Source organism: Odoribacter sp. N15.MGS-14 (genome assembly GCF_000980245.1).
Lineage (GTDB): Bacteria > Bacteroidota > Bacteroidia > Bacteroidales > Marinifilaceae > Odoribacter > Odoribacter splanchnicus.
The window spans coordinates 1-21,280 of record NZ_LARE01000020.1; the positions used below are offsets into that span (position 1 = coordinate 1).

Genomic DNA, 21,280 nt, shown 5'->3' on the forward strand with positions numbered 1-21,280 from the left:
GTATGAATTGCAGTTCGGAGATCTTCCCGGACGGGCTATTGTTTTTGCAGAGAAAGGCACGGTGCGGGTTGAAGGGCATGCGGATTCTATTTTCTTTTCGAGAGCTTCGGGTACGAGAGGAAATGATGAATGGTGGAGGTATCGGAAGATGGAAGAGGAAATTATGCAACAGCGTGATAAAGAAATGTTCGGCCCGGGTATACAGGTTTTGGAGGAAGAGCAGAGAGTTGCCGAACAGAAAAGAATTTTGAAAGAGTCTGGGGAAAAGATGTTCCGGTGTCAGGAAAAATTGATTGGCGATGGGAATTCCTTAGCAGCTTTATATGTTTTTTGGAAAAGGTTTTTGGCTATGGGGAGCGATGAGATCGATGCTTTGTTGAGGAAATTCGATCCGTCGTTGTCGGATCATCGTTATTATTTAGACATGAAGAATCGGGCCGATGTGTTAAGGCGGGTGGCTCCCGGAGCGGTGGCGCCATTATTTACTGCGATTACGTTGAATGGGGATTCTCTCTCTTTAGCCGATTTGCGGGGAAAATATGTGATTTTGGATTTTTGGGCTTCTTGGTGCATGCCGTGTCGTGCCGAGACAAAACATGTGAAGGAATTATATGATCGGTATCATGATCGGGGATTGGATGTTTTTTCTGTTTCTTCGGATAAGAACGAACAGGCTTGGATACAGGCGATAGAACAAGACGGGATGGTTTGGAATCAAGGTATCTTGTCGGGAAATAATAGAAAACAGGTGTATGCATTGTATGGGATTGTCGGAATACCGGCTATTTGGGTTTTGGATCCGGATGGAAAGATTATTGCAAAGAATTTGCGAGGAGAGAAATTGAAAGATTTTTGTGCCGGATTGTTTGATTAGATACCTGAAAAATATAAGATAAATAATAATTCTTAGAAAAATGCGTTAATTTTACGGTTCGATAATCGGAACGTAAAATGGAAAAACGGAAAATGTATAATGCCTATGCGGATTTGGAGGGATACAATTGTTTCGGTTGTTCGCCGACAAATCCGTATGGACTGAAATGTAAGTTTGTGGATGAAGGTGAATATATCACCTGCCATTGGGTGCCCTCGGAGAATTATCAGGGCTTTTTTCATGTTTTGCATGGAGGGATACAGGCGACACTGATCGATGAGATTGCCAGTTGGGCAATCTTTTCTCATGAAAAAACAGCTGGTGTGACAACAGAAATGCAGGTGAAATACCGACGGCCTGTCCGGACAGATCAGGGAGAAATTTGGTTGAGAGCCAAGGTGACCGAAGTGGCAAGACGGTTGGTGACCGCTCACGTGGAGCTTTTCAATGAAAAAAATGAGTTGGCGACCGAGGCTGATGTGGTGTATATGATTTACCCGGAAGAAGTGGCGCGGAAAAAATTGGATTGGCTTGGAGCGGAAGCTTTTTATAAGCCTGTAGAAGAAGAGGAATAAATAATAGGGATTAAAGATAAATTTATGAAGTATAAAAATGTCGTGTGGGATTGGAACGGTACTTTATTGAATGATGTGAAAGTCGGTGTGAATACGTTGAACGATATGCTCGGGAGAAGAGGTTTGCCATTGCTTTCTGTAGAAGATTATAAAGAAAAATTCGGTTTTCCGGTCATAGACTTTTATGATCGGGTCGGATTCGATATGGAGAAAGAATCTTTTCATGAACTGTCTGTCGATTTTGTCGAGACCTATGATAAATATGCCGGCGAAGTGGGATTGAACGAAGGAGTAAGAGAGGTGCTGGCAGGCATACAGCAAACCGGTGTAAAACAGTATGTCCTGTCTGCTCTTCGGGAAGATTTGTTGCAACAGATGCTCCGGCATTTTCAGATCGATTCCCGTTTTGACCGCGCTTGTGGGGCGAATGATATTTATGCGGCCGGCAAGATCGAACGGGGACAGCAAATGTTACAGACTTGTCCGATTGTACCCGAAGACACCCTGATGGTTGGAGATACTATTCACGATGCCGAGGTGGCCGACGCTTTGGGGTTCGATTGTATCTTATTTGCAGGAGGGCATAACAATGAAGAACGCCTGCAGAAAAAAGCTCCTGTCATTCATCAGATGAGGGAATTGCTGACCTGTGTTTGATGAGTTATTAGGGGGATAGCCGTATAGCGGTAATTGCCTTGATGCTGAATTTCTTGCAACTTTTGTGCCCCCTGTAATTATTAAAATCTGGAGTAATTGCTTCCTAAAGTTTTTTGAACTCTGCCGGCGCGTTTTTACAGCAGCACTAGTGGTTGTAAAAACGCGCCGGCAGGTTGGGGGACTTTAAAACTTATTACAATTGATATTGTAATAGTTGGGCCACTGCATTCTGATATTCTTTTTCTACATCCAAATAGTTTTGCATACTATCGTAAAGCAGAGTGATCTCTACAAAATAATCGATCATGGATATCTGCCCGGTTTCGAGAGCCTTATTGAGTAATTCGTCGGTCCGTTGGCTGGAAAGAGCCTCTGCATATTCATTCCGGGAGTTTGCCAAAGCTTCGGCTTGCAGGTATAGTTCCCGGAGGGTAGCTTTCAGGGTCTGTTGATTGGCTAAGATATTGGTAACCGTATATTCGGCTTGTGCTTTTGCTTGTTTAACCGTGTTTCTATTTTCCCAAAGCGGAATCGAAAGGCCGATTTTGAAACCGTTCATCTTTGATTCACTACCCCCGTTACGACGGTAACCCAGATCGAATTTAGGTAAAGTCAGGGCCCGGTTTACTTTGATCTCCCGTCGGGCGGATTCGGATTCGCTGCGTAGACTTTTTAATGTGGGATCAGCGGCCAGATACTCCGATTCCAGACTGGAATAGTCCGGTAGAACCTGAGTCTGTGGGTAGTCCGTTGCTTCGAAATCGAGGGGGTGGCCACCGTTCAGTGCCTGTAATTTCTCCAATTGAGCCCGCAAAGCCGAGTTATTGAGTCGGCTGGCATTATTGGCATTAATCTTTTCTAATTGAATTTTGTTGTATTCTAATCGGTTGGCATCACCATTCGCAAAACGTTGACGATACAATTCTGCTAGTTTTTCCGCATTTTTCAGCCGTTGGTCCAATAACTGTTTTTGTTTGCGTAAGTATATGATCTCCTGGCAGGTCTGTTGTGCTGTCAGTAAGATCTCCTGACGGGTGGCTGCATATTGGAGATCGGAAGTTGCAGATTTCAATTTGGCCAATTTGTTTTTATTGGCATAGACCGTAGGGAAGTCGAAACTCTGTACGACGGCTAATTCGTTGGCATTTCCGCCTACACTACGGTCGGCCCACAATTGATTTAATTCGACTGTCGGGTTGGGTAAAAAAATCCCCGTCCGTGCTTCCAGCTTTTGTGCTTGGTTTAGTTGCATGCCTGCTTGTAAGGTGGGATTGTTTATCTCGATATTTTTAAGCACTTCCTTGATTCCCGATTGGGAAAATACAGGGAGAGTGACGATCAGAGACAGGCAAAGGATGTATATGTATTTTTTCATAATGATGAATTGTAAATTTATAAATCGGCTTGTATCTCCTGAGGGGTTACTATTGATGCTTCTTTTTTCCGGTTCAACAGAAAATATACGATAGGGACTACAAATCCGTTTAGCAGAGTGGAGCTTAATAATCCTCCTAATATCACCTGTGCCATAGGGCTTTGGATTTCATTTCCCGGAAGATCCCCACCCACAGCCAACGGAATTAAAGCCAGTGCAGAGGTTAAGGCTGTCATCAGAATCGGATTGAGCCGGTCCAAAGAACCTTGAATAATACTTTCCCTCAGATTCAGACCTTCTTCCCGTAAATGATTGTAGTGGGATACCAGTAGTATTCCGTTACGGGTAGCGATACCGAATAGGGAAATGAATCCGATGATAGAAGGGATACTGATTACCCCTGAGGTAAACCAGATACTGATCACTCCTCCGATGATGGCTAAGGGCAGATTCAACATGATGATACCGGATAAAGGTAAACTCCGGAATTCATGATACAAAATCAAGAATATCAGTAGGATGGAGATCAGGGAAGTCAGGAATAAAGTTCGGGAAGCAGCTGCTTCACTTTCGAACTGTCCGCCATACTCGATGTGATAACCTTCCGGTAGAGAGATTTGTTCGTCTACTGTTTTTTGGATATCGTTGACTACGCCTTTCAAATCCCTGCCGGCAACATTGGCAGAAACGACGATCTTACGTTGTACATTCTCCCGGCTGATGGTGTTGGGCCCGGATAGGGGAAGTACTTCCGCTACATAATGCAGGGGCACTTTACGTCCATCGGCATCCAGCATGAGTTCACCGATTTCTTCCATGCTATCCCGGTCATGGTCGGCTACTTTAATGGTCAGGTCGAAGATTTTTCCACCTTCATTCACTTGTGAAACTACTTTCCCGGCCAGAGCGACATTGATAAATTCGGAAAATTCCGGTAGAGTAATACCATACCTGGCCAACATGTCCCGTTTAGGAAGAATCTGTAACTGAGGACGTTCGATCTGTTGTTCCAGAGTCAGGTCCGCAATACCGTCGATTCCTTGTATAGAATTTTTGATTTCACTTCCCAAGCTATACAGTTTATTCAGGTCATTACCGAATAGTTTGATCGCAATGTTGGCTTTCGTTCCGGAAAGCATGGCGTCGATACGGTGGGAGATCGGTTGACCGATTTCGATATTGGCTCCTTTCAGTTCACCCAATTGTTTTCGTACATCAGCCAGAAATTCATCTCTGTCCCGGTCTTGTAACTCGAAAGGTGCTTCGATTTCGGAGGTATTTACTCCCAGTGCATGTTCATCTAGCTCGGCACGTCCTGTCTTACGTGCCACAGTTTGAATTTCCGGAATCCCCAGGAGAATCTTTTCGGCTAATCCACCCATACGGTCCGACTCTTCAAGTGAGATACCCGGCATGGTACTGATATTGATGGTCAGCGAACCTTCGTTGAAAGGAGGCAAGAAGCTACGTCCTAAACTGAATAGGATGATCAGCGATAAAACCAGTAGGGTGGCAGCTGTACCGATCACTATTTTTTTGTAATGCAGTGCCCAGTTTAACGATTTTCGGTATACCTTTTTTAAGCTGCGGGAGATAAATGGCTCCTTTTCGCTTTTTTTCAATGCTTTTTCGGTAGTCAGCATATAACTACATAATACCGGAGTCAGTGTCAAAGCGATGACGGTCGAAGCAAACAGGGCGACAACGAAAGCAATACCCAGCGGTATCAGCATTCTGCCTTCCATGCCCGAAAGGAAAAATAAAGGAAGAAAACAAGCCACGATGATCAACGTAGAGTTCAGGATAGGCATCCGGACTTCTTTCGAACCTTCGAAAACAATTTCGATGGTCGGGCGTCGTTCTGTGGCGGGTTTGAATCGGTTTTCGCGTAAGCGTTTATATACATTTTCCACATCCACAATCGCATCGTCGACCAACGAGCCGATAGCAATAGCCAAACCTCCTAAACTCATAGTATTGATTGTCAACCCCAAAGCATGCATCACCAGGATTGCCATCAACATAGACAAAGGAAGAGCGACGAGGGAAATGATCGTGGTCCGGAAATTCATCAGGAAAAAGAACAACACCACAATCACAAAAACAGCTCCTTCCAGTAAAGCTTCCTGGATGTTGTGGATCGAACTGTTGATAAAACGGGATTGCCTGAAAATGTCTGTCGAAACCTCGACGTCTTCCGGTAAAGTTTTACGAAGTTCCTGGATAGAGGCATCCAGTTTGTCGGTTAGTTCGAGGGTGTTGGTGCCGGGTTGTTTGGTGACGGTAACCAGCACTGCCGGTTTACCTTTTTCTGAAGCAACTCCTAATTTAGGTGTTTTAGCTCCGATCTGAACGTTTGCAATATCAGCCAATGTGATAGGAAAATCGTCGACGGTTTTAATGACGGCTTTACCTATTTCCTCGACCCGGGTGGTTGCCATAACTCCCTGTATGATATATTCATTTCCGTATTCGTAAAGGATACCTCCGGTGGCATTTTGGTTCATATTTTCTACTACCGGCAGGACCTCGTCCAATCCGATATTGTAATACTTCATACGGGCCGGATCGAGCAATATCTGATACTCTTTGATGTCGCCTCCGATAACGGCCACTTGGGCAACTCCTCCGGTCGAGAGTAAGCGCGGTCGGATGGTCCAATCGGCTATTGTACGTAAATCCTGTAAAGAAGTACTGTCGGCAGTCAGACCGATAATCATCATTTCACCCAGGATCGAAGATTGGGGGCCCAGGGTGGGAGTACCGACATTATCAGGAAGTGCTTCTCCCAGGGTTGCCAGCTTTTCCGATACAATCTGCCGGGCTGTATAAATATTCGTGCCCCATTCGAATTCAACCCATACGACCGAGAAACCTGTGGTAGAAGACGAACGTACACGTCTGACGTCGGTGGCTCCGTTGACAGCGGTTTCCACCGGGAAGGTCACCAGCCGTTCTACTTCTTCCGGTGCCATCCCTTGAGCTTCGGTCATCACCACTACGGTCGGAGCATTCAGGTCTGGAAAAACATCCACTTCCATGTTGTGGGCTGTAATGCTTCCCCAAATCAGCAGGGCTACTGCTGCAATCATTACCAACAAACGGTTGTGTAATGAATATTGTATGATTTTATTTAGCATAGTTACTCCATTTTAATGTTCGTGGGTATGACCCGGAATAGCAGCAGAGGCTGAAGCCATTTTCACCTGATAAGCTCCACGGGTAACGATTCGGTCTCCCGGAGTTAAGCCTGATAATACCTGAACTTCCTTGCCATTGTTGGCTCCGAGTGTGATTTCTTGCTTTTGGTAACCTTCTTCATCGAGTTGGCGGTATACATAAAAATTACCCATTTCGTTCGTTAAGGCCGATACCGGAAGGCTCAGTACATTCTCCATGGGATAAGAGAGCAGGTAAATTTCGACGAATGAACCCGGAATGATATCACCACGGTTGTCGAATTCGAAGGTTACCGGGATAAAAAATGAATTTGTTCCGGCTGCCTTACCGACAGATAGTAATTTCCCGGATAAATCAGGTAAAGCATATACTCGATTATCGTAAGGAGTTTTAAAGTTGGCATTGTTGATGGAATTCAGCGAGTTATAGTATTTTTCAGATACGTCTGCACGTAAAACCAGTTTTTTATTTTGCGATACAGTGGCTATAGCCTGACCTGCTGTAACATATTCGCCGTCTTTGACAGAGATGTTTTTGAGATAACCGGTTAATGGAGTGGTGATCCCGACACCTTTGGCCGATTGTTTACCCGAAATAGCTTCATAAGCGGTTTTGGCGTTCTGATAATTTAAGCGGGCATTTTCAAATTCTTTTTGAGAAACAATCTGATCTTTTACTAATTTTTCAGCTCGTTCGTATTCGGCTTTGGCTTTTTCGTAATTGGCATGGATACGGGTATAATAATCTCCTTCGCCCATGTGCTTCGAAGTAATGTAAAAAAGAGGTTGTCCTTGTTTTACCATACTTCCTTCCGCCAGGTTATTGTTAGCATAGGAAATAACCCCGTTGTTGGTGGCTACGATGATCGATTCATCTCCGGGAGCCGGAAGCACCTGACCTGTCGTTTTGATAATCTGGTGGAAGGTTCCGGGCTGTATTTCTTTCACTTCAAAATCTGTTTTGGCTGCCTGTGCTTTTGTGAAGATAATCTCATCACTATGTCCTTCGCCGTTCTCATGTTCCTCTTCTTCATGGTTGTGACCTTCGTGTTCATGGTCGTGATTTTCGTGTTCATGGTCGTGGTTATGAGCTGCATGCTCCTCGGCTGTCTCGTGTTCATGAGAGGATTTTTGAGTATTTTTACATCCGTAAAAACACATCGATAAAATAGTTAGGGCTATAATAAATAGTCTCATATCGTTTTATTTATGGATATTTAATTCGGTTAATTCTTATTGGTAAAGCTGATAAAGTTGTGTTTTCACTGTCTGAAGTTTATAAAGTGGATCGTATTCTTCGGAGGATTATACCAAACCTCATTTCTAACGATCGTTCTGCGGCCGTAAATAAAACGCCCGCAGGGGTATCGACTTTATAAATTTTATGAACTAAGCTTTATCGGTACGATAAAATTCTGTCCGGTTTATCAGAAGGGTATCTCCCTGATATTTAGAAAACTATACTGTAAAAGGAGGGGCTCGGCCAGCCAAGGCTGATATATAACAGGCTGTATGAAGTTTTTCCTGATAATAACTATCGGAATCACATTGTTGCTCTGCTTCAGAAGATAAGAATTCAAGAATATTGGAAACAAGAAACAACGAGAGGCTAAAATGATGATAGGCTCCTTCTTCGCTCTGATGTTCTACATTTTGGCCCCGGTTGATCTGGGTTTGAAAAAGATTTTTTACACACCGATGATTGCTACTGCCTGTGTCATGACTGTGCTCTTCGTTTTCTCCTTCATCCTGGCAGTGAGCGGTTGCGAAACAGATATATTCGTTGTGATGATGATGTGGAAATACAACAAAAGCAAGCATCACTATGCTGGCCATAGAAAGAAGCGTTATTGCTGTAAATTTCCTGATCATCCGAATCTTATATTTTGCACAAATATAATAGATGAGAATGGTTTGTGCAAAGGTTTTCATAGATTTCTCTGAATAACGGCTTTATCTGCCGATTGATAAAGACGTTTCCATTAGTAAAGTCCGGGGTCCGGGCTTTACTTCTGATGCATATCGAGGAATCCCCGAATCATCATTTCAGCGCTGGCTGGATTGGTCGCGATAGGTACGTTGTGAACGTCACATACCCGCATTAACATTTGTACATCCGGTTCGTGTGGGTGTTTACCCAGCGGATCCCGAAAGAAAATTACCATCGCAATTTGGTGTTCAGCTACCAATGCGGCAATCTGAGCATCACCTCCCAACGGCCCTGATAGTAAGCGTTCAACTTCCAAACCTGCATCCTGTGCATGTTTCCCTGTAGTTCCGGTAGCTACGATTTCTGTACCTACGGATTTCAGAAAGTCCATGTGTCTGTTCAGGAAAGCTACCATTTCGGCTTTTTTTCCATCATGTGCAATTACTGCAATTTTCATAATTTAAAAGTTATTATTTTTTAACTCTACGAAATTACAAATTTTATTACATAAAATAAGTCCTTCCGGTAAAAATATTTGCGGAGTCGATTTCGGTGAGCACCTATTCTAATTGGAATTTCGGTGCTATATGACCGATAATCGAATCGGTATCCTGAAAAAATCGGGTATAGAGCAAAGAGTCCTGGCTGGCGAGGATTCGGTGGGCTTCCGGTTCGGGGATGACGTAATAACGTCTTTTCCCATCTTCCTGTGGACGATAGACATAGTTACTGAGGGTTTGCATCCGGTAACGGGTTTTCCCGTTTTGGCGGTAAAGAGTGAGGTGAACTCCCAAGCCTCCGTTTGTATATCGTTTACTTTGGTTGGATACAAAATTTCCTAAAGAGAAGACAGTAACACCCAGTGTGTCCTGTTCGTGTCGAATATAGCTTATCGGTTGGATGACGTGTGGGTGTGAACCGATGACGATGTCGGCTCCCCGTTCGTGCAACCAGGAAGAAAGTTTTTTTTGAGTTGCATTCGGAGCTGTAAAATACTCTTCACCCCAGTGCATGACTGCAATGATATTGGTAACCGTGTCTAAAAGGGCCTTTTCGATTTGGCGGGCCATATGAAAGGTATCGATCATGGAAACGACCTGGCCGTGGGTTACCGGAATACCGTTAGTCCCATAAGTATAACTGATCAGGGCAATCTTGAATTTTCCCTGGCGAATATAAAGGGGAGAACGGGTAAGCCAAGCCGTTGTATCGGTAAAGGTACCGGTATGGGGGAATTGCAGGGAATCCAGATAGTATATGGTTTTAGCTATACCGCGATGTCCTTTGTCGCAGGAATGATTGTTATTGGTGGTCAGGATGTCGACTCCACATGCTTTTAAATCACGGGCAAGTTGCCAGGGAGCACAAAATTGAGGATAACCACTATACCCCCTGTCGGATAAAGTCGTTTCCAGATTGGCGATGACATAATCGGCTTTTTGCCAATAAGGAGTGATGTACTGAAAACAGGGCAGATAGTCGTAATCAGCTGTCTCTGCATTCCAGGCCCCGCTGATCTGAGGTTCGTGTTGCATGACGTCTCCGAAGAAAAAAAAGCTCAGGCTATCCAATTCCGGACTATTATCCCGGTATAACCAGGGTTGGGCTAAAGCCGGGATATATCCTGAAATCAGAAAAACCAACAGGAAATGTTTCATACTATATAAGCGGATAAAATGAAAAAAAGAGACAAAAATATCGGTTGGATCTTTGTCTCTTTTTATAGCAGGAATCGGAATCCTGTACTTATTTTGTTAAATCAAAACTGAAATCTGCTTCTGCAGGAGGAGTACATTGTCCGCCGGAGCAAGACATATATTCTACATAACCCACTAATTTAGCTTTTGCGCTGGTTACCTTGACCCGTTGAACAAAAGTAGCGGCATTGATAAAATATTTCAGATCCATATCGAACGCTTCGCTATGTTCGGTCAGAGCTTTCTCTGTCGCTTTGAATTCACCTACCAGTTCGATACCGCTGGTTTCATCTTCATCCATATTGAAGGTGGTTGGCAGAGGTCCGCCTTCGGGAAGTTTCGTGTCGTATAAATGCCATCCGCCGTCTACAGTAGCTTTGCAGATGATATCATATACTCCGTCACTCACTTTTTTCTGGGTGATTTGCCATTTTACGGGTTTTAAAACCTGAGCTGTCAGTCCTGTTGTAAATGCTGCGAACAGTACCATTATAACCAATATCTTCTTCATTTTTTCAAAAATTAATTGTTTTGTTTTTTATCTATCACAAAGTAAAGAAATAATCCCTGATAAGCAGTGTTAGACAGGTGTTAAATGTTCCTTAATTAATGATTAACAAAATAGAGAGCGGCAAGCAATATGGAAATCGTTTGTCGCTCGTCCGATATATTTAAAGTGTTTTTTTCACTTCCACTTCCTGGTATCCTTCGATCATGTCTCCGACCCGGATGTCGTTGTAGTTCTCGATATTCAGACCACATTCGAATCCTTTGGTTACTTCCTTTACATCGTCCTTAAAACGTTTCAAAGAACCCAAAACACCGGTGTAAATAACGATACCTTCGCGGATAACCCGGATTTTCGCTGTACGGGTGATCTTTCCGTCACGGACGATACAACCGGCGATGGTACCCACTTTGGAGATTTTGAAGGTTTCCAAAACTTCGACCGTTGCAATGATTTCTTCTTTGATTTCCGGAGAAAGCATACCTTCCATAGCTGATTTCAATTCTTCGATCGCCTGGTAGATGACAGAATAAAGCCGGATATCTATCTGTTCTTTTTCAGCCAGTTTACGGGCGCCCATAGACGGACGTACCTGGAACCCGACGATGATTGCATTCGAGGCTGCAGCCAGTAGTACATCTCCTTCTGTAATCTGTCCGACAGCTTTGTGAATGATGTTCACCTGGATCTCATCTGTAGACAGCTTGATCAGTGAATCGGACAACGCTTCGATAGAACCGTCGACGTCGCCTTTAACAATCACATTCAATTCCTGGAAATTACCGATAGCGATACGGCGTCCGATTTCGTCCAGAGTGATGTGTTTCTGAGTACGCAGACCTTGTTCACGCTGGAGCTGTTCCCGTTTATTGGCAAGTTGCCGCGCTTCTTTCTCGTTCCCCATTACATTGAATTTGTCACCTGCCTGTGGAGCACCGTTCAAACCTAATATTAAAGCCGGTTCGGAAGGACCTGCCTTCTCCATTTTTTCTCCCCGTTCGTTGAACATGGCTTTGACGTGTCCGAAATACTGGCCGGCAAGCACAATATCACCTACTTTAAGCGTTCCGGATTGTACGAGCACTGTAGCTACATATCCACGTCCTTTGTCCAAAGACGATTCGATGATAGAACCGGTAGCTTTCTTATGAGGATTGGCTTTCATATCCAGAAGTTCGGCTTCTAACAATACCTTCTCCAGCAACTCTTCGATATTTAAGCCTTTCTTAGCTGCGATTTCCTGACATTGGTATTTTCCTCCCCATTCTTCCACCAGATAATTCATATTGGCCAGTTCTTCCCGGATTTTGTCCGGATTCGCTCCCGGTTTATCTATTTTGTTGATGGCAAACACAATAGGTACTCCCGCAGCACTGGCGTGGTTGATCGCCTCGATGGTTTGAGGCATGACGTTATCGTCGGCAGCGACGATGATGATAGCGATATCGGTCACTTGAGCACCACGGGCACGCATCGCTGTAAATGCTTCGTGCCCCGGAGTATCCAGGAAAGTGATCGTCCGGCCGTCACTCAATTTTACGTTGTAAGCTCCGATATGCTGTGTAATACCACCGGCTTCACCTGCGATGACATTGGTTTTACGAATACTATCCAATAAAGAGGTTTTACCATGGTCGACGTGCCCCATAACAGTGACAATCGGCGGACGTGGCAACAGGTTCTCTTCGGAATCTTCTTCCTCTTCGTCGATGGCTTCCTGAATTTCAATGCTTACAAATTCAACCGAATAGCCGAATTCATCGGCAACAATATTGATCGTTTCTGCATCCAAGCGTTGGTTGATAGATACAAAAAGTCCGAGCGACATACAAGCAGAGATAACCTCTGTCACACTAATATTCATCATGGTTGCCAATTCGGCTACCGTCACGAATTCCGTTAGTTTCAGAATGCTCTTTTCCTTTTCTTCTTGTTCCAGTTCGGCCTGTAACTTTTGCTGTGCAGCATCCCGCTTATCCCGACGGTGTTTTGCAGTCTGTGATTTTCCTTTGCTTCCTAAGCGGGCAAAAGTATCTTTGATTTGCTTGTCGATATCTTCATCGGAGATTTCAGTCTTTTCGTTTTTCTTTTTCTTCAGCTTTTTCAGTTTCCGCTTATTTTCTTCAATTTTGGCATTTTTGGCCGGAATGGTAGTTGCTTCCACCTGAATTTTTTCATCCTGACGATGAATTCTTTTCCGTTTTTTACGGATATCTGCATCCTCTTCTCCCTTATTAACGATATCTGTCGATGGGCTTGCTACCGGCTGTTCGGTTTTAGCGGCCGATACGAAAGGCTTGTTGGCTTTTTTCTGTTCACGGCGATCCCGTTCCCGTTCCTGTTTACTTTTTTTCGGAGGTCTGGTACGTTGGTTGATGGCGTCCAGGTCGATTGTACCCACTACTTTTACATCTTTCAGCGCAGGTTGTGCTACTTTGAAAGGAGTGGATTCAGAAGACTCTTCCATTTGTACGGAAATTTCGGGCTCCACTTCTGGTGTTACTTTTCTTTCTTCTTCCTGAGTTTCTTCTACTTCAACCCGGGTTACTTTCGGTTCTTCCACTTTTTCGGTTATTTCTTCCTGAGTTTCTCTTTTCGGTTGTTCAACCTTTGCTTCTACCGGTTCCGGTTGTGTTTTTTTCTCCGGATTCAGATCGATATGATCGACAATCTTAATTTTATTTTCGAATCTCACTTCATCTTTAATCGAAATGAATTCCTCTTCCTCTTCTTCTGTATCTTCGTTTCCTGAAGAGATGTTGCCAGCGTTGTCTATCGTGACAGTCTCTTTTTTCTTTCTGGTATTTTTCAGATCAACCAGAGAGGACTCTTTTTTTACCTGGCTGTCAGATGAAAATTCTTTTGCAACCAAAGCATAATCTTCATCCGTTAACTTTGCATTCGGATCTGAGGATATTTTGATCCCCTTACTGTGCAGGAACTCTACAATAGTAGATAAACCTACGTTAAATTCTCGGGCTATTTTACTTAATCTTACTGCCATATTGAGATTACAAATTTACAAGCGTTAATACAGAATTATTCAAATTCTGCTTTTAAAATATTGAGAACCTCACGTATGGTCTCAATTTCAAGGTCTGTCCGGCTTTCCAGTTCTGACTCGCTGAGTTCTAATACACTCTTGGCAGTGTCACAGCCGACACGTTTCAGTTCGTCGATCACCCAACCTTCGATTTCATCGGCGAATTCATCCAGATTGACATCTTCTTCCTGGGCTTGATCGAGTTCGCGATATACGTCGATATCGTAACCGGTCAGCTGACTGGCCAATTTGATGTTCAATCCACCTTTACCGATAGCCAGTGATACTTCTTCCGGATCGAGGTAGACATTTGCTTTTTTATGGGCTTCGTCGATTTCGATATTTTTGATCTTAGCCGGATTTAAAGCACGAGTGATGTAGAGTTGTAAATTATTGGTATAATTGATCACATCGATATTTTCATTTCTCAACTCTCTGACAATACCATGTATTCTCGAACCTTTCATACCCACACAAGCACCCACCGGATCGATACGGTCGTCGTAGGATTCTACGGCAACTTTGGCTCTCTCTCCCGGTACCCGGACTACGTTCTTGATCGTGATCAGACCGTCGAAAATTTCAGGTACTTCGTTTTCAAATAATCTTTCCAGGAATACCGGAGAAGTTCTCGATAAGATAATGTAAGGATTGGAATTCCGCATTTCTACCCGAATGACCACGGCTTTGATGGAATCTCCTTTTTTGAAAAAGTCTGTCGGGATTTGTTCCTGTTTGGGTAAAATCAATTCATTGCCTTCGTCATCCAGGACCAGCATTTCTTTTTTCCATACCTGATAGACTTCACCCAAAATGATTTGTCCGACTTTATCCTTATATTTATTGTAAACATTGTCTTTCTCCAATTCCAGAATACGGGCGGAGAGATTCTGCCGTAAAGCTAATACAGAACGGCGGCCGAAGTCTTTGAATTTTACTTCATCCGTAACTTCTTCTCCGAGTTCATAATCTTCATCGATTTTTTTCGCTTCGGTTAAAGTAATCTCGCTATTGGGATTTTCCAGTTTGTCATCTTCTACAACAGTACGATTCCGCCAGATTTCGAGGTCACCTTTGTCGATGTTGATGATGATGTCAAAATTTTCATCCGTACCATATCTTTTCAACAGCATATTTCTGAAAATATCTTCCAATACTCTCATCAATGTGGCCCGGTCTATGTTTTTGAATTCTTTAAATTCAGCGAATGAATCTATCAGATTAATATTTTCCATTTCGACTTTTTAGCTTTTATTTTTATTGATTATTTATTTTATCTGTTTTTCCGGTTCAAAATTTCACGACATCTTTGATTTCTTTGATGTCGTTTCGGACAATTGTCCGCTCTGTTTTTACCAATTGTTTCCGTTTGCTTCCTTCGATGATTTTTTTCTCTTCCTGTTCGATGACAATTTCTTCCGGGGTGAAACGAAGTAATATACCATTTAGTTTGGTATGGTCGTTCAGCTTTATTTCGACACTTTTACCCAGATTTTTTTGATATTGTTGCTCCACTTTGAAAGGATAACCTATTCCGGCACTGGATACGGTCAATTCGAAATCCTCTTCATCCCGGTTGAGTGAAGATTCGATCTCCCGGCTGACGGCGATACAAGTCTGTATGTTGACTCCTTCCAGAGCATCGACAAAGACTTCGATAACATTGTCTTTAGAAATCTTCAATTCGACCAGAAATAAATGGTGTTCTGTCAGAACCGGTTCTATGAGGTGTTTGATTTCTTCCGTTTTCATCTCTTTGTTTTGCGATTGATACAAAAGAGAGGGGACATCCGTCCCCTCTCTTTGGCTTTAAACCTCTGCAAATATACGACTTAATTATTAAAATACAAAATAATCGCGGGATAAATAGGGCAAAAGTTTATAAATCTGGTTTAAACTACCGTTTTTAGTTACAACGGTTAAACTTGACTGCTGAAACCTTTGTAACCGTTGAAACTCCTGTAACTATTTCAATCGTAGTTTTAAATAGATCGGTGTCGCTTCGTTTTTGTTATATCCTCCGGATAGCTGATCTTTATAGTTTGAAGAGGAGATAAGTGGTTGTTAATTATGAGGTTGATTCAATGGGGAATATGTTTCATTTTTCTTAAAATTGAAACATATTCGTAATATTTTTATGAGTTACAAATAAAATTTGTAAGTTTGCCGAAATTTTTGAAATATGGAATTCAAGGCGAAAGATATTGCTGCATTATTAAAAGGTGTAGTTGAAGGGGATGGGGAAGTGATGGTTAATAATGTATCTAAAATTGAAGAAGGAAAGCCCAATACATTGGCCTTTCTGGCAAATCCCAAATATGAACACTATATTTATACGACAGCTGCTTCTGTCGTTTTGGTGAATCATGACTTTTCTCCTGTACAACAGGTACCCTGTACCTTAATCCGGGTGCCTTCGGCTTATGAAGCGATCGCTTCTTTGTTGCAGATGTACGATAGTATGCGTTCCCGGCCGACAGGTATCGAACAACCTTCTTATATCGGTGAAGGGGCGGTTATCGGTGAAGCTCCTTATGTGGGAGCTTTTGCTTATATCGGTAAAGGGGCGAAAATCGGTAATGATGTAAAAATCTATCCTCAGGTTTATATCGGTGAGGGTGTTGTGATCGGTGATCATACGACGATCTATGCCGGGGCAAAAATCTATTATGGCTGTGTGATCGGTAGTGGATGTACGATCCATGCCGGAACGGTGATCGGCGCAGATGGTTTTGGTTTTGCTCCCAATGGGGATAATTATAATAAAGTGCCACAGATTGGTAATGTCGTTATTGAAGATAATGTGGAGATTGGTGCCAATGCTTGTATTGACCGGGCAACTATGGGGTCTACCCGTATAAAAAAAGGCGTAAAACTGGATAATCTGGTTCAGATCGCTCACAATGTGGTGGTGGGAGAAAATACGGTGATGGCGGCTCAGTGTGGCATTGCCGGAACAACTAAGGTGGGTGCGCATTGTATGTTCGGCGGACAGGTCGGTATTGCCGGACATCTCAGGATTGAAGACAAGACGATGCTTGCCGCTCAATCCGGGGTTACGAACGATGTCCCCGAAGGATCCGTATTTATGGGAGCACCTGCTTTCGATGTTTCGAAATATCGGAAATGTTATGTGCTGTTCAGAAAATTACCTGAATTATACGGGCAGCTCCGGGATTTGGAAAAAGAAATACAAACATTAAAGTCAAAACAATAATGTCAGTGAAACAAAACACATTAAAAGGAGAATTTTCATTAAAAGGCAAAGGTTTGCATACAGGTAAAGAAGTATGTGCTACCTTTAAGCCGGCAGCAGAAAATACCGGATATAAAATTGTCAGAGTCGATCTCGAAGAGAAAACCGAGATTCCGGCACTGGCGAAATATATTGAATTGGTAGATCGCGCCAGTTGTCTGCAAAAAGACGGAGCCAAAGTATATACTTTAGAGCATGCTATGGCTGCTTTATACGGTTGCGGTATAGATAACTGTGTGATCGAACTGTCGGGAGAAGAATTTCCGATTTTGGATGGGAGTGCCCGTTATTATGTGGAAGAGATTCAAAAAGTTGGGATTGAAGAGCAACAAGCAGAACGCCGTTATTTTTCAGTAAAGAAAAAAATGGAATTTTATTGCGAAGCTTCGGATACCCGCATTACATTATTGCCGGATGATACGTATTCTATCAATACCATGGTAGCTTACGATTCTCCTTATCTGGCGATGCAGTTCGCTTCTTATTCGGAAGCTTCTACTGATTTTGCAAAAGAGATCGCCCCTTGCCGCACTTTTGTATTTCTGCGGGAAGTGGAAATGTTGCTGGCCAATAATCTGATTAAAGGAGGAGATTTGAGTAATGCGATCGTCATCGTCGACCGTAAGATGGATCAGCCCGAAATCGATCGTTTGGCTAAATTGTTCGGTTACGGGAATATTCAGATCAAAGAAGGTGTTCTCAATAATCTGGAACTTTATTTCGATAATGAGCCTGCCCGTCATAAATTATTGGACGTTATCGGTGATCTGGCCTTATGTGGCCGTTTTATCAAAGGCCGGGTGATTGCTGAGAGACCCGGACATAAAGCAAATACTTCTATGGCCAAGATGATCTATAAAGAAATTCTGGCTGAAGAGAAAGACGATGCTTATCCTATAGATCTGGATTTAGATGCCACTCCGCTGATGGACATCAATAAGATCCGTACTTTACTGCCTCACCGCCCACCGTTTTTATTGGTCGATAAGATTTATAAAGTAACTGAAAACATGGTGATCGGTTGCAAGAATGTGACCATGAATGAGCCTCATTTTGTCGGACATTTTCCTGATGAGCCGGTGATGCCGGGCGTGTTGATTGTGGAAGCGATGTCGCAATGTGGTGGTATATTGGTGCTGAGTGGAGTGCCTGATCCCGAAAACTACTCGACTTATTTTATGAAGATCGACGGGGTGAAATTCCGGAATAAAGTAGTGCCCGGTGACACACTGGTCTTCAAATTAATCACTACAGCACCTATAAAAAGAGGCATCGTGCAGATGAAGGGATATGCTTATGTTGGAAAAAAACTGGTTTGTGAAGGAGAATTTATGGCTCAGGTCGCAAAAACCAAAAACTTATAATTATATTTGCAGGCTGAAATTTTTTATTCAGGTAATATAGTATTCATTAAATAATAAACGAATGAAACAACCGTTAGCATATGTTCATCCGGAAGCTCAGGTTGCTGATAATGTGGTGATAGAACCCTTTGTGACGATTGATAAAAATGTGGTGATAGAAGAAGGTACGCGGATCGGATCGAATGTAACTATTCTGGAAGGTGCACATATCGGTAAGAATTGTAAAATTTTTCCGGGAGCAGTGATTGCTGCTGTACCCCAGGATTTGAAATTCAGAGGTGAAAAGACCATTGTAAAAATCGGAGATAATACGACTATCCGCGAATGTGTGACTGTTAATCGGGGCACTGCTGCTAAAGGAGTTACTGAAATCGGGGATAATTGCTTGATTATGGCTTATGCCCATATCGCTCATGACTGTAAGATCGGTAATAATTGTATCATCACCAATGCCTGTCAGTTGGCAGGTGAAGTGGTCGTCGACGATTTTGCGATTCTGGGAGGAATGACCGCTGTCCATCAGTTTGTGCATATCGGCAAACATGTGATGATCCAGGGAGGCTCTTTGATTGGAAAAGATGTACCTCCTTATGTAAAAGCCGGACGTTTGCCGCTTTCATATGCCGGAGTAAATTCTATCGGTTTGCGCCGTCGGGAGTTTTCAAACGAGAAAATTAATGAAATCCAGGATATTTACCGCATTCTTTATCAATCGGGTCTTAACAACTCCGATGCTATCGAAAGAATAGAAGCTGAAATGCCTGCTTCCAGAGAAAGGGATGAAATTATCATGTTTGTCCGCAATAGTAAGCGGGGAATCATGAAGGGATATATGGGATAATAGGAAAAAGAGGGTGAAGTCACCCTCTTTTTTCATAATAGAATTTTCTCTTTAGGGCACAATTGGAGTGAATTGTTCGAGCCGAACAATGCTTCTAAAGTGTATTTGTTGTCTGAAGTCTTCTCGAAGCATTCGGATAATATGTGTTTTTACCCTATTATTTTTTATTATCGGGAATTATTGTGAGTTTTCTGCTTTATTTCAAATTACATGCTTTTTCGATAGGTTTTGGGAAGCTATAAAAAAACTCCCGTTTCCGGGAGTCTTGTAATTAAAGTTTCGGTCCTGCAGCAACCAGAGCTTTACCGGCAGCATTACCCTCAAATTTCTTGAAGTTTTTGATGAACCGTTCTGAAAGATCTTTTGCTTTGGTTTCCCATTCGCTTGCGTTAGCATAAGTATCGCGGGGATCGAGGATTTTCGGATCTACGCCCGGCAGAGCGGTCGGAACAACGAAATCAAAGAACGGGATCGTTTTGGTCGGAGCTTTATCGATAGAACCGTCCAGGATGGCATCGATGATACCACGGGTATCTTTAATAGAAATACGTTTGCCGGTACCGTTCCATCCGGTGTTTACTAAATAAGCTTTAGCACCTGATTTTTCCATTTTCTTTACCAGCTCTTCTGCATATTTGGTGGGATGCAGTGATAAGAAAGCAGCTCCGAAACAAGCAGAGAAAGTCGGTGTCGGCTCGGTAATTCCACGCTCTGTTCCTGCCAATTTTGCGGTAAATCCGGACAGGAAATAATATTTTGTCTGTTCTGCGTTCAGGATGGATACCGGAGGCAATACTCCGAATGCGTCGGCTGACAAGAAGATAACCTGTTTGGCTGCCGGGCCTTTAGATACCGGTTTGACGATATTCTTGATGTGATAGATCGGATAAGAAACACGGGTGTTTTCAGTTACCGATTTGTCGTTGAAATCGATCTTGCCGTTTGCATCTACAGTTACGTTCTCCAACAGGGCGTCACGTTTGATGGCGTTGTAGATATCCGGTTCGCTGTCTTTGTCCAGATTGATTACTTTTGCATAGCAACCGCCTTCGTAGTTGAACACACCTTCGTCATCCCAACCGTGTTCGTCATCACCGATCAACAAACGTTTCGGGTCGGTCGATAAAGTGGTTTTACCGGTTCCGGACAGACCGAAGAAAATAGCTGTGTTTTTACCTTCCAGATCGGTGTTTGCCGAGCAGTGCATAGAAGCGATACCACGTAACGGATTCAGGTAATTCATGATAGAGAAAATACCTTTTTTCATTTCTCCGCCGTACCAGGTATTCAGTATCACCTGCTCATTGGTTCTTAGGTTGAATACAGTTGCTGTTTCTGAATTCAGGCCCAGTTCTTTGTAGTTGTCCACTTTAGCTTTAGCAGCATTGAAAGAAACGAAATCCGGTTCGCCGTAGTTGGCCAATTCTTCCTCGGTAGGACGGATAAACATATTCTTTACGAAATGAGCCTGCCACGCAACTTCCATGATGAAACGAACTTTCAAACGAGTACCTGCGTTTGCTCCGCAGAAAGTATCGACAACGTATAATTTTTTACCTGATAATTCTTTAACAGCTTTTGCTTTCAGATCGGCCCAAGCTTCTTCGCTACAAGGTTTGTTGTCGTTTTTGTATTCTTCTGAAGTCCACCAAACAGTTTTTTCACTGGCTTCATTTTTTACAAAGAATTTATCTTTAGGAGAACGACCGGTATAAATACCTGTCATTACGTTTACAGCACCCAATTCGGTTACCTGGCCTTTTTCATATCCGGTTAAAGAGGGATCGGTTTCGGCTTTGAATAATTCCTCGTAAGAAGGATTGTGAAGGATTTCTTTCACATCGGTAATGCCATACTTGCTTAAATCTAATTTTGACATAGTAGTAAATTTATATTAAACGATTTATTAATACTTTTTTTCCGTAATAACTTCACAAAAGTAAGAAAGTTTTCTTATTAAAAATCTCTTACTACTCATTAA

At 42.9% G+C, this 21,280-nt stretch carries 17 protein-coding genes; 6 read left to right on the forward strand and 11 right to left on the reverse strand.

Features of this window, described 5'->3' with window-relative positions:
* The 3 genes from WS34_RS15470 to WS34_RS06340 form a co-directional block, all read left to right on the forward strand.
* The coding region (locus WS34_RS15470) for a TlpA family protein disulfide reductase (RefSeq protein ID WP_286693657.1) at positions 1-874 on the forward strand (874 nt) is incomplete at its 5' end.
* A 77-nt stretch (positions 875-951) separates the two neighbouring features.
* Positions 952-1,449 (forward strand): PaaI family thioesterase, encoded by a 498-nt coding sequence (locus tag WS34_RS06335; RefSeq protein WP_046403816.1) that lies wholly within the window; start codon positions 952-954, stop codon positions 1,447-1,449.
* A gap of 24 nt (positions 1,450-1,473) precedes the next feature.
* A complete protein-coding gene (locus tag WS34_RS06340) occupies positions 1,474-2,106 on the forward strand; it encodes an HAD family hydrolase (RefSeq protein WP_046403818.1) in 633 nt (210 codons plus the stop codon).
* A 193-nt stretch (positions 2,107-2,299) separates the two neighbouring features.
* Here the strand turns inward: WS34_RS06340 and WS34_RS06345 are convergent, their stop codons facing one another.
* The 10 genes from WS34_RS06345 to rimP form a co-directional block, all read right to left on the reverse strand.
* Positions 2,300-3,481: a TolC family protein gene (locus tag WS34_RS06345; protein ID WP_046403820.1), complete on the reverse strand. Its 1,182-nt coding sequence runs from the start codon at positions 3,479-3,481 to the stop codon at positions 2,300-2,302.
* A 17-nt stretch (positions 3,482-3,498) separates the two neighbouring features.
* Positions 3,499-6,621 (reverse strand): efflux RND transporter permease subunit, encoded by a 3,123-nt coding sequence (locus WS34_RS06350; RefSeq protein ID WP_013612117.1) that lies wholly within the window; start codon positions 6,619-6,621, stop codon positions 3,499-3,501.
* A gap of 12 nt (positions 6,622-6,633) precedes the next feature.
* Entirely contained in the window at positions 6,634-7,857 is a 1,224-nt protein-coding gene (locus WS34_RS06355; RefSeq protein WP_046403822.1) for an efflux RND transporter periplasmic adaptor subunit, read from the reverse strand.
* Positions 7,858-8,118: 261 nt separating this feature from the next.
* Complete coding sequence (locus WS34_RS06360) at positions 8,119-8,592, reverse strand: DUF6769 family protein (RefSeq protein ID WP_046402785.1); 474 nt, start codon at positions 8,590-8,592, stop codon at positions 8,119-8,121.
* A gap of 74 nt (positions 8,593-8,666) precedes the next feature.
* Entirely contained in the window at positions 8,667-9,047 is a 381-nt protein-coding gene (locus WS34_RS06365; protein ID WP_013612114.1) for a methylglyoxal synthase, read from the reverse strand.
* A gap of 103 nt (positions 9,048-9,150) precedes the next feature.
* A complete protein-coding gene (locus tag WS34_RS06370) occupies positions 9,151-10,248 on the reverse strand; it encodes a CapA family protein (protein ID WP_046403824.1) in 1,098 nt (365 codons plus the stop codon).
* 88 nt (positions 10,249-10,336) lie between these two features.
* Positions 10,337-10,798: a protein-disulfide reductase DsbD domain-containing protein gene (locus WS34_RS06375; RefSeq protein WP_013612112.1), complete on the reverse strand. Its 462-nt coding sequence runs from the start codon at positions 10,796-10,798 to the stop codon at positions 10,337-10,339.
* A 160-nt stretch (positions 10,799-10,958) separates the two neighbouring features.
* Complete coding sequence (gene infB / locus WS34_RS06380; protein ID WP_046403826.1) at positions 10,959-13,799, reverse strand: translation initiation factor IF-2; 2,841 nt, start codon at positions 13,797-13,799, stop codon at positions 10,959-10,961.
* Between the two features lie 35 nt (positions 13,800-13,834).
* A complete protein-coding gene (nusA, locus tag WS34_RS06385) occupies positions 13,835-15,073 on the reverse strand; it encodes a transcription termination factor NusA (protein ID WP_013612110.1) in 1,239 nt (412 codons plus the stop codon).
* A 55-nt stretch (positions 15,074-15,128) separates the two neighbouring features.
* Positions 15,129-15,590 (reverse strand): ribosome assembly cofactor RimP, encoded by a 462-nt coding sequence (gene rimP / locus WS34_RS06390; RefSeq protein ID WP_046403827.1) that lies wholly within the window; start codon positions 15,588-15,590, stop codon positions 15,129-15,131.
* Positions 15,591-16,020: 430 nt separating this feature from the next.
* Between rimP and lpxD the strand changes: the two genes are divergently transcribed.
* The 3 genes from lpxD (at position 16,021) to lpxA (ending at position 19,299) form a co-directional block, all read left to right on the forward strand.
* The gene (gene lpxD / locus WS34_RS06395; RefSeq protein ID WP_013612108.1) at positions 16,021-17,055 is read left to right on the forward strand and encodes a UDP-3-O-(3-hydroxymyristoyl)glucosamine N-acyltransferase; all 1,035 of its coding nucleotides are present in this window, start codon (positions 16,021-16,023) and stop codon (positions 17,053-17,055) included.
* A complete protein-coding gene (locus WS34_RS06400; protein ID WP_013612107.1) occupies positions 17,055-18,458 on the forward strand; it encodes a bifunctional UDP-3-O-[3-hydroxymyristoyl] N-acetylglucosamine deacetylase/3-hydroxyacyl-ACP dehydratase in 1,404 nt (467 codons plus the stop codon). The genes lpxD and WS34_RS06400 overlap by 1 nt, the downstream gene beginning before the upstream one ends.
* A 61-nt stretch (positions 18,459-18,519) precedes the next feature.
* Complete coding sequence (gene lpxA / locus WS34_RS06405; protein ID WP_046403829.1) at positions 18,520-19,299, forward strand: acyl-ACP--UDP-N-acetylglucosamine O-acyltransferase; 780 nt, start codon at positions 18,520-18,522, stop codon at positions 19,297-19,299.
* A 271-nt stretch (positions 19,300-19,570) separates the two neighbouring features.
* On the opposite strand, the gene pckA is transcribed toward lpxA, so the two are convergent.
* Positions 19,571-21,178, reverse strand: coding sequence for a phosphoenolpyruvate carboxykinase (ATP) (gene pckA / locus WS34_RS06410; RefSeq protein WP_013612105.1), 1,608 nt, complete (start codon positions 21,176-21,178; stop codon positions 19,571-19,573).
* Between the last annotated feature and the right edge of the window lie 102 nt (positions 21,179-21,280).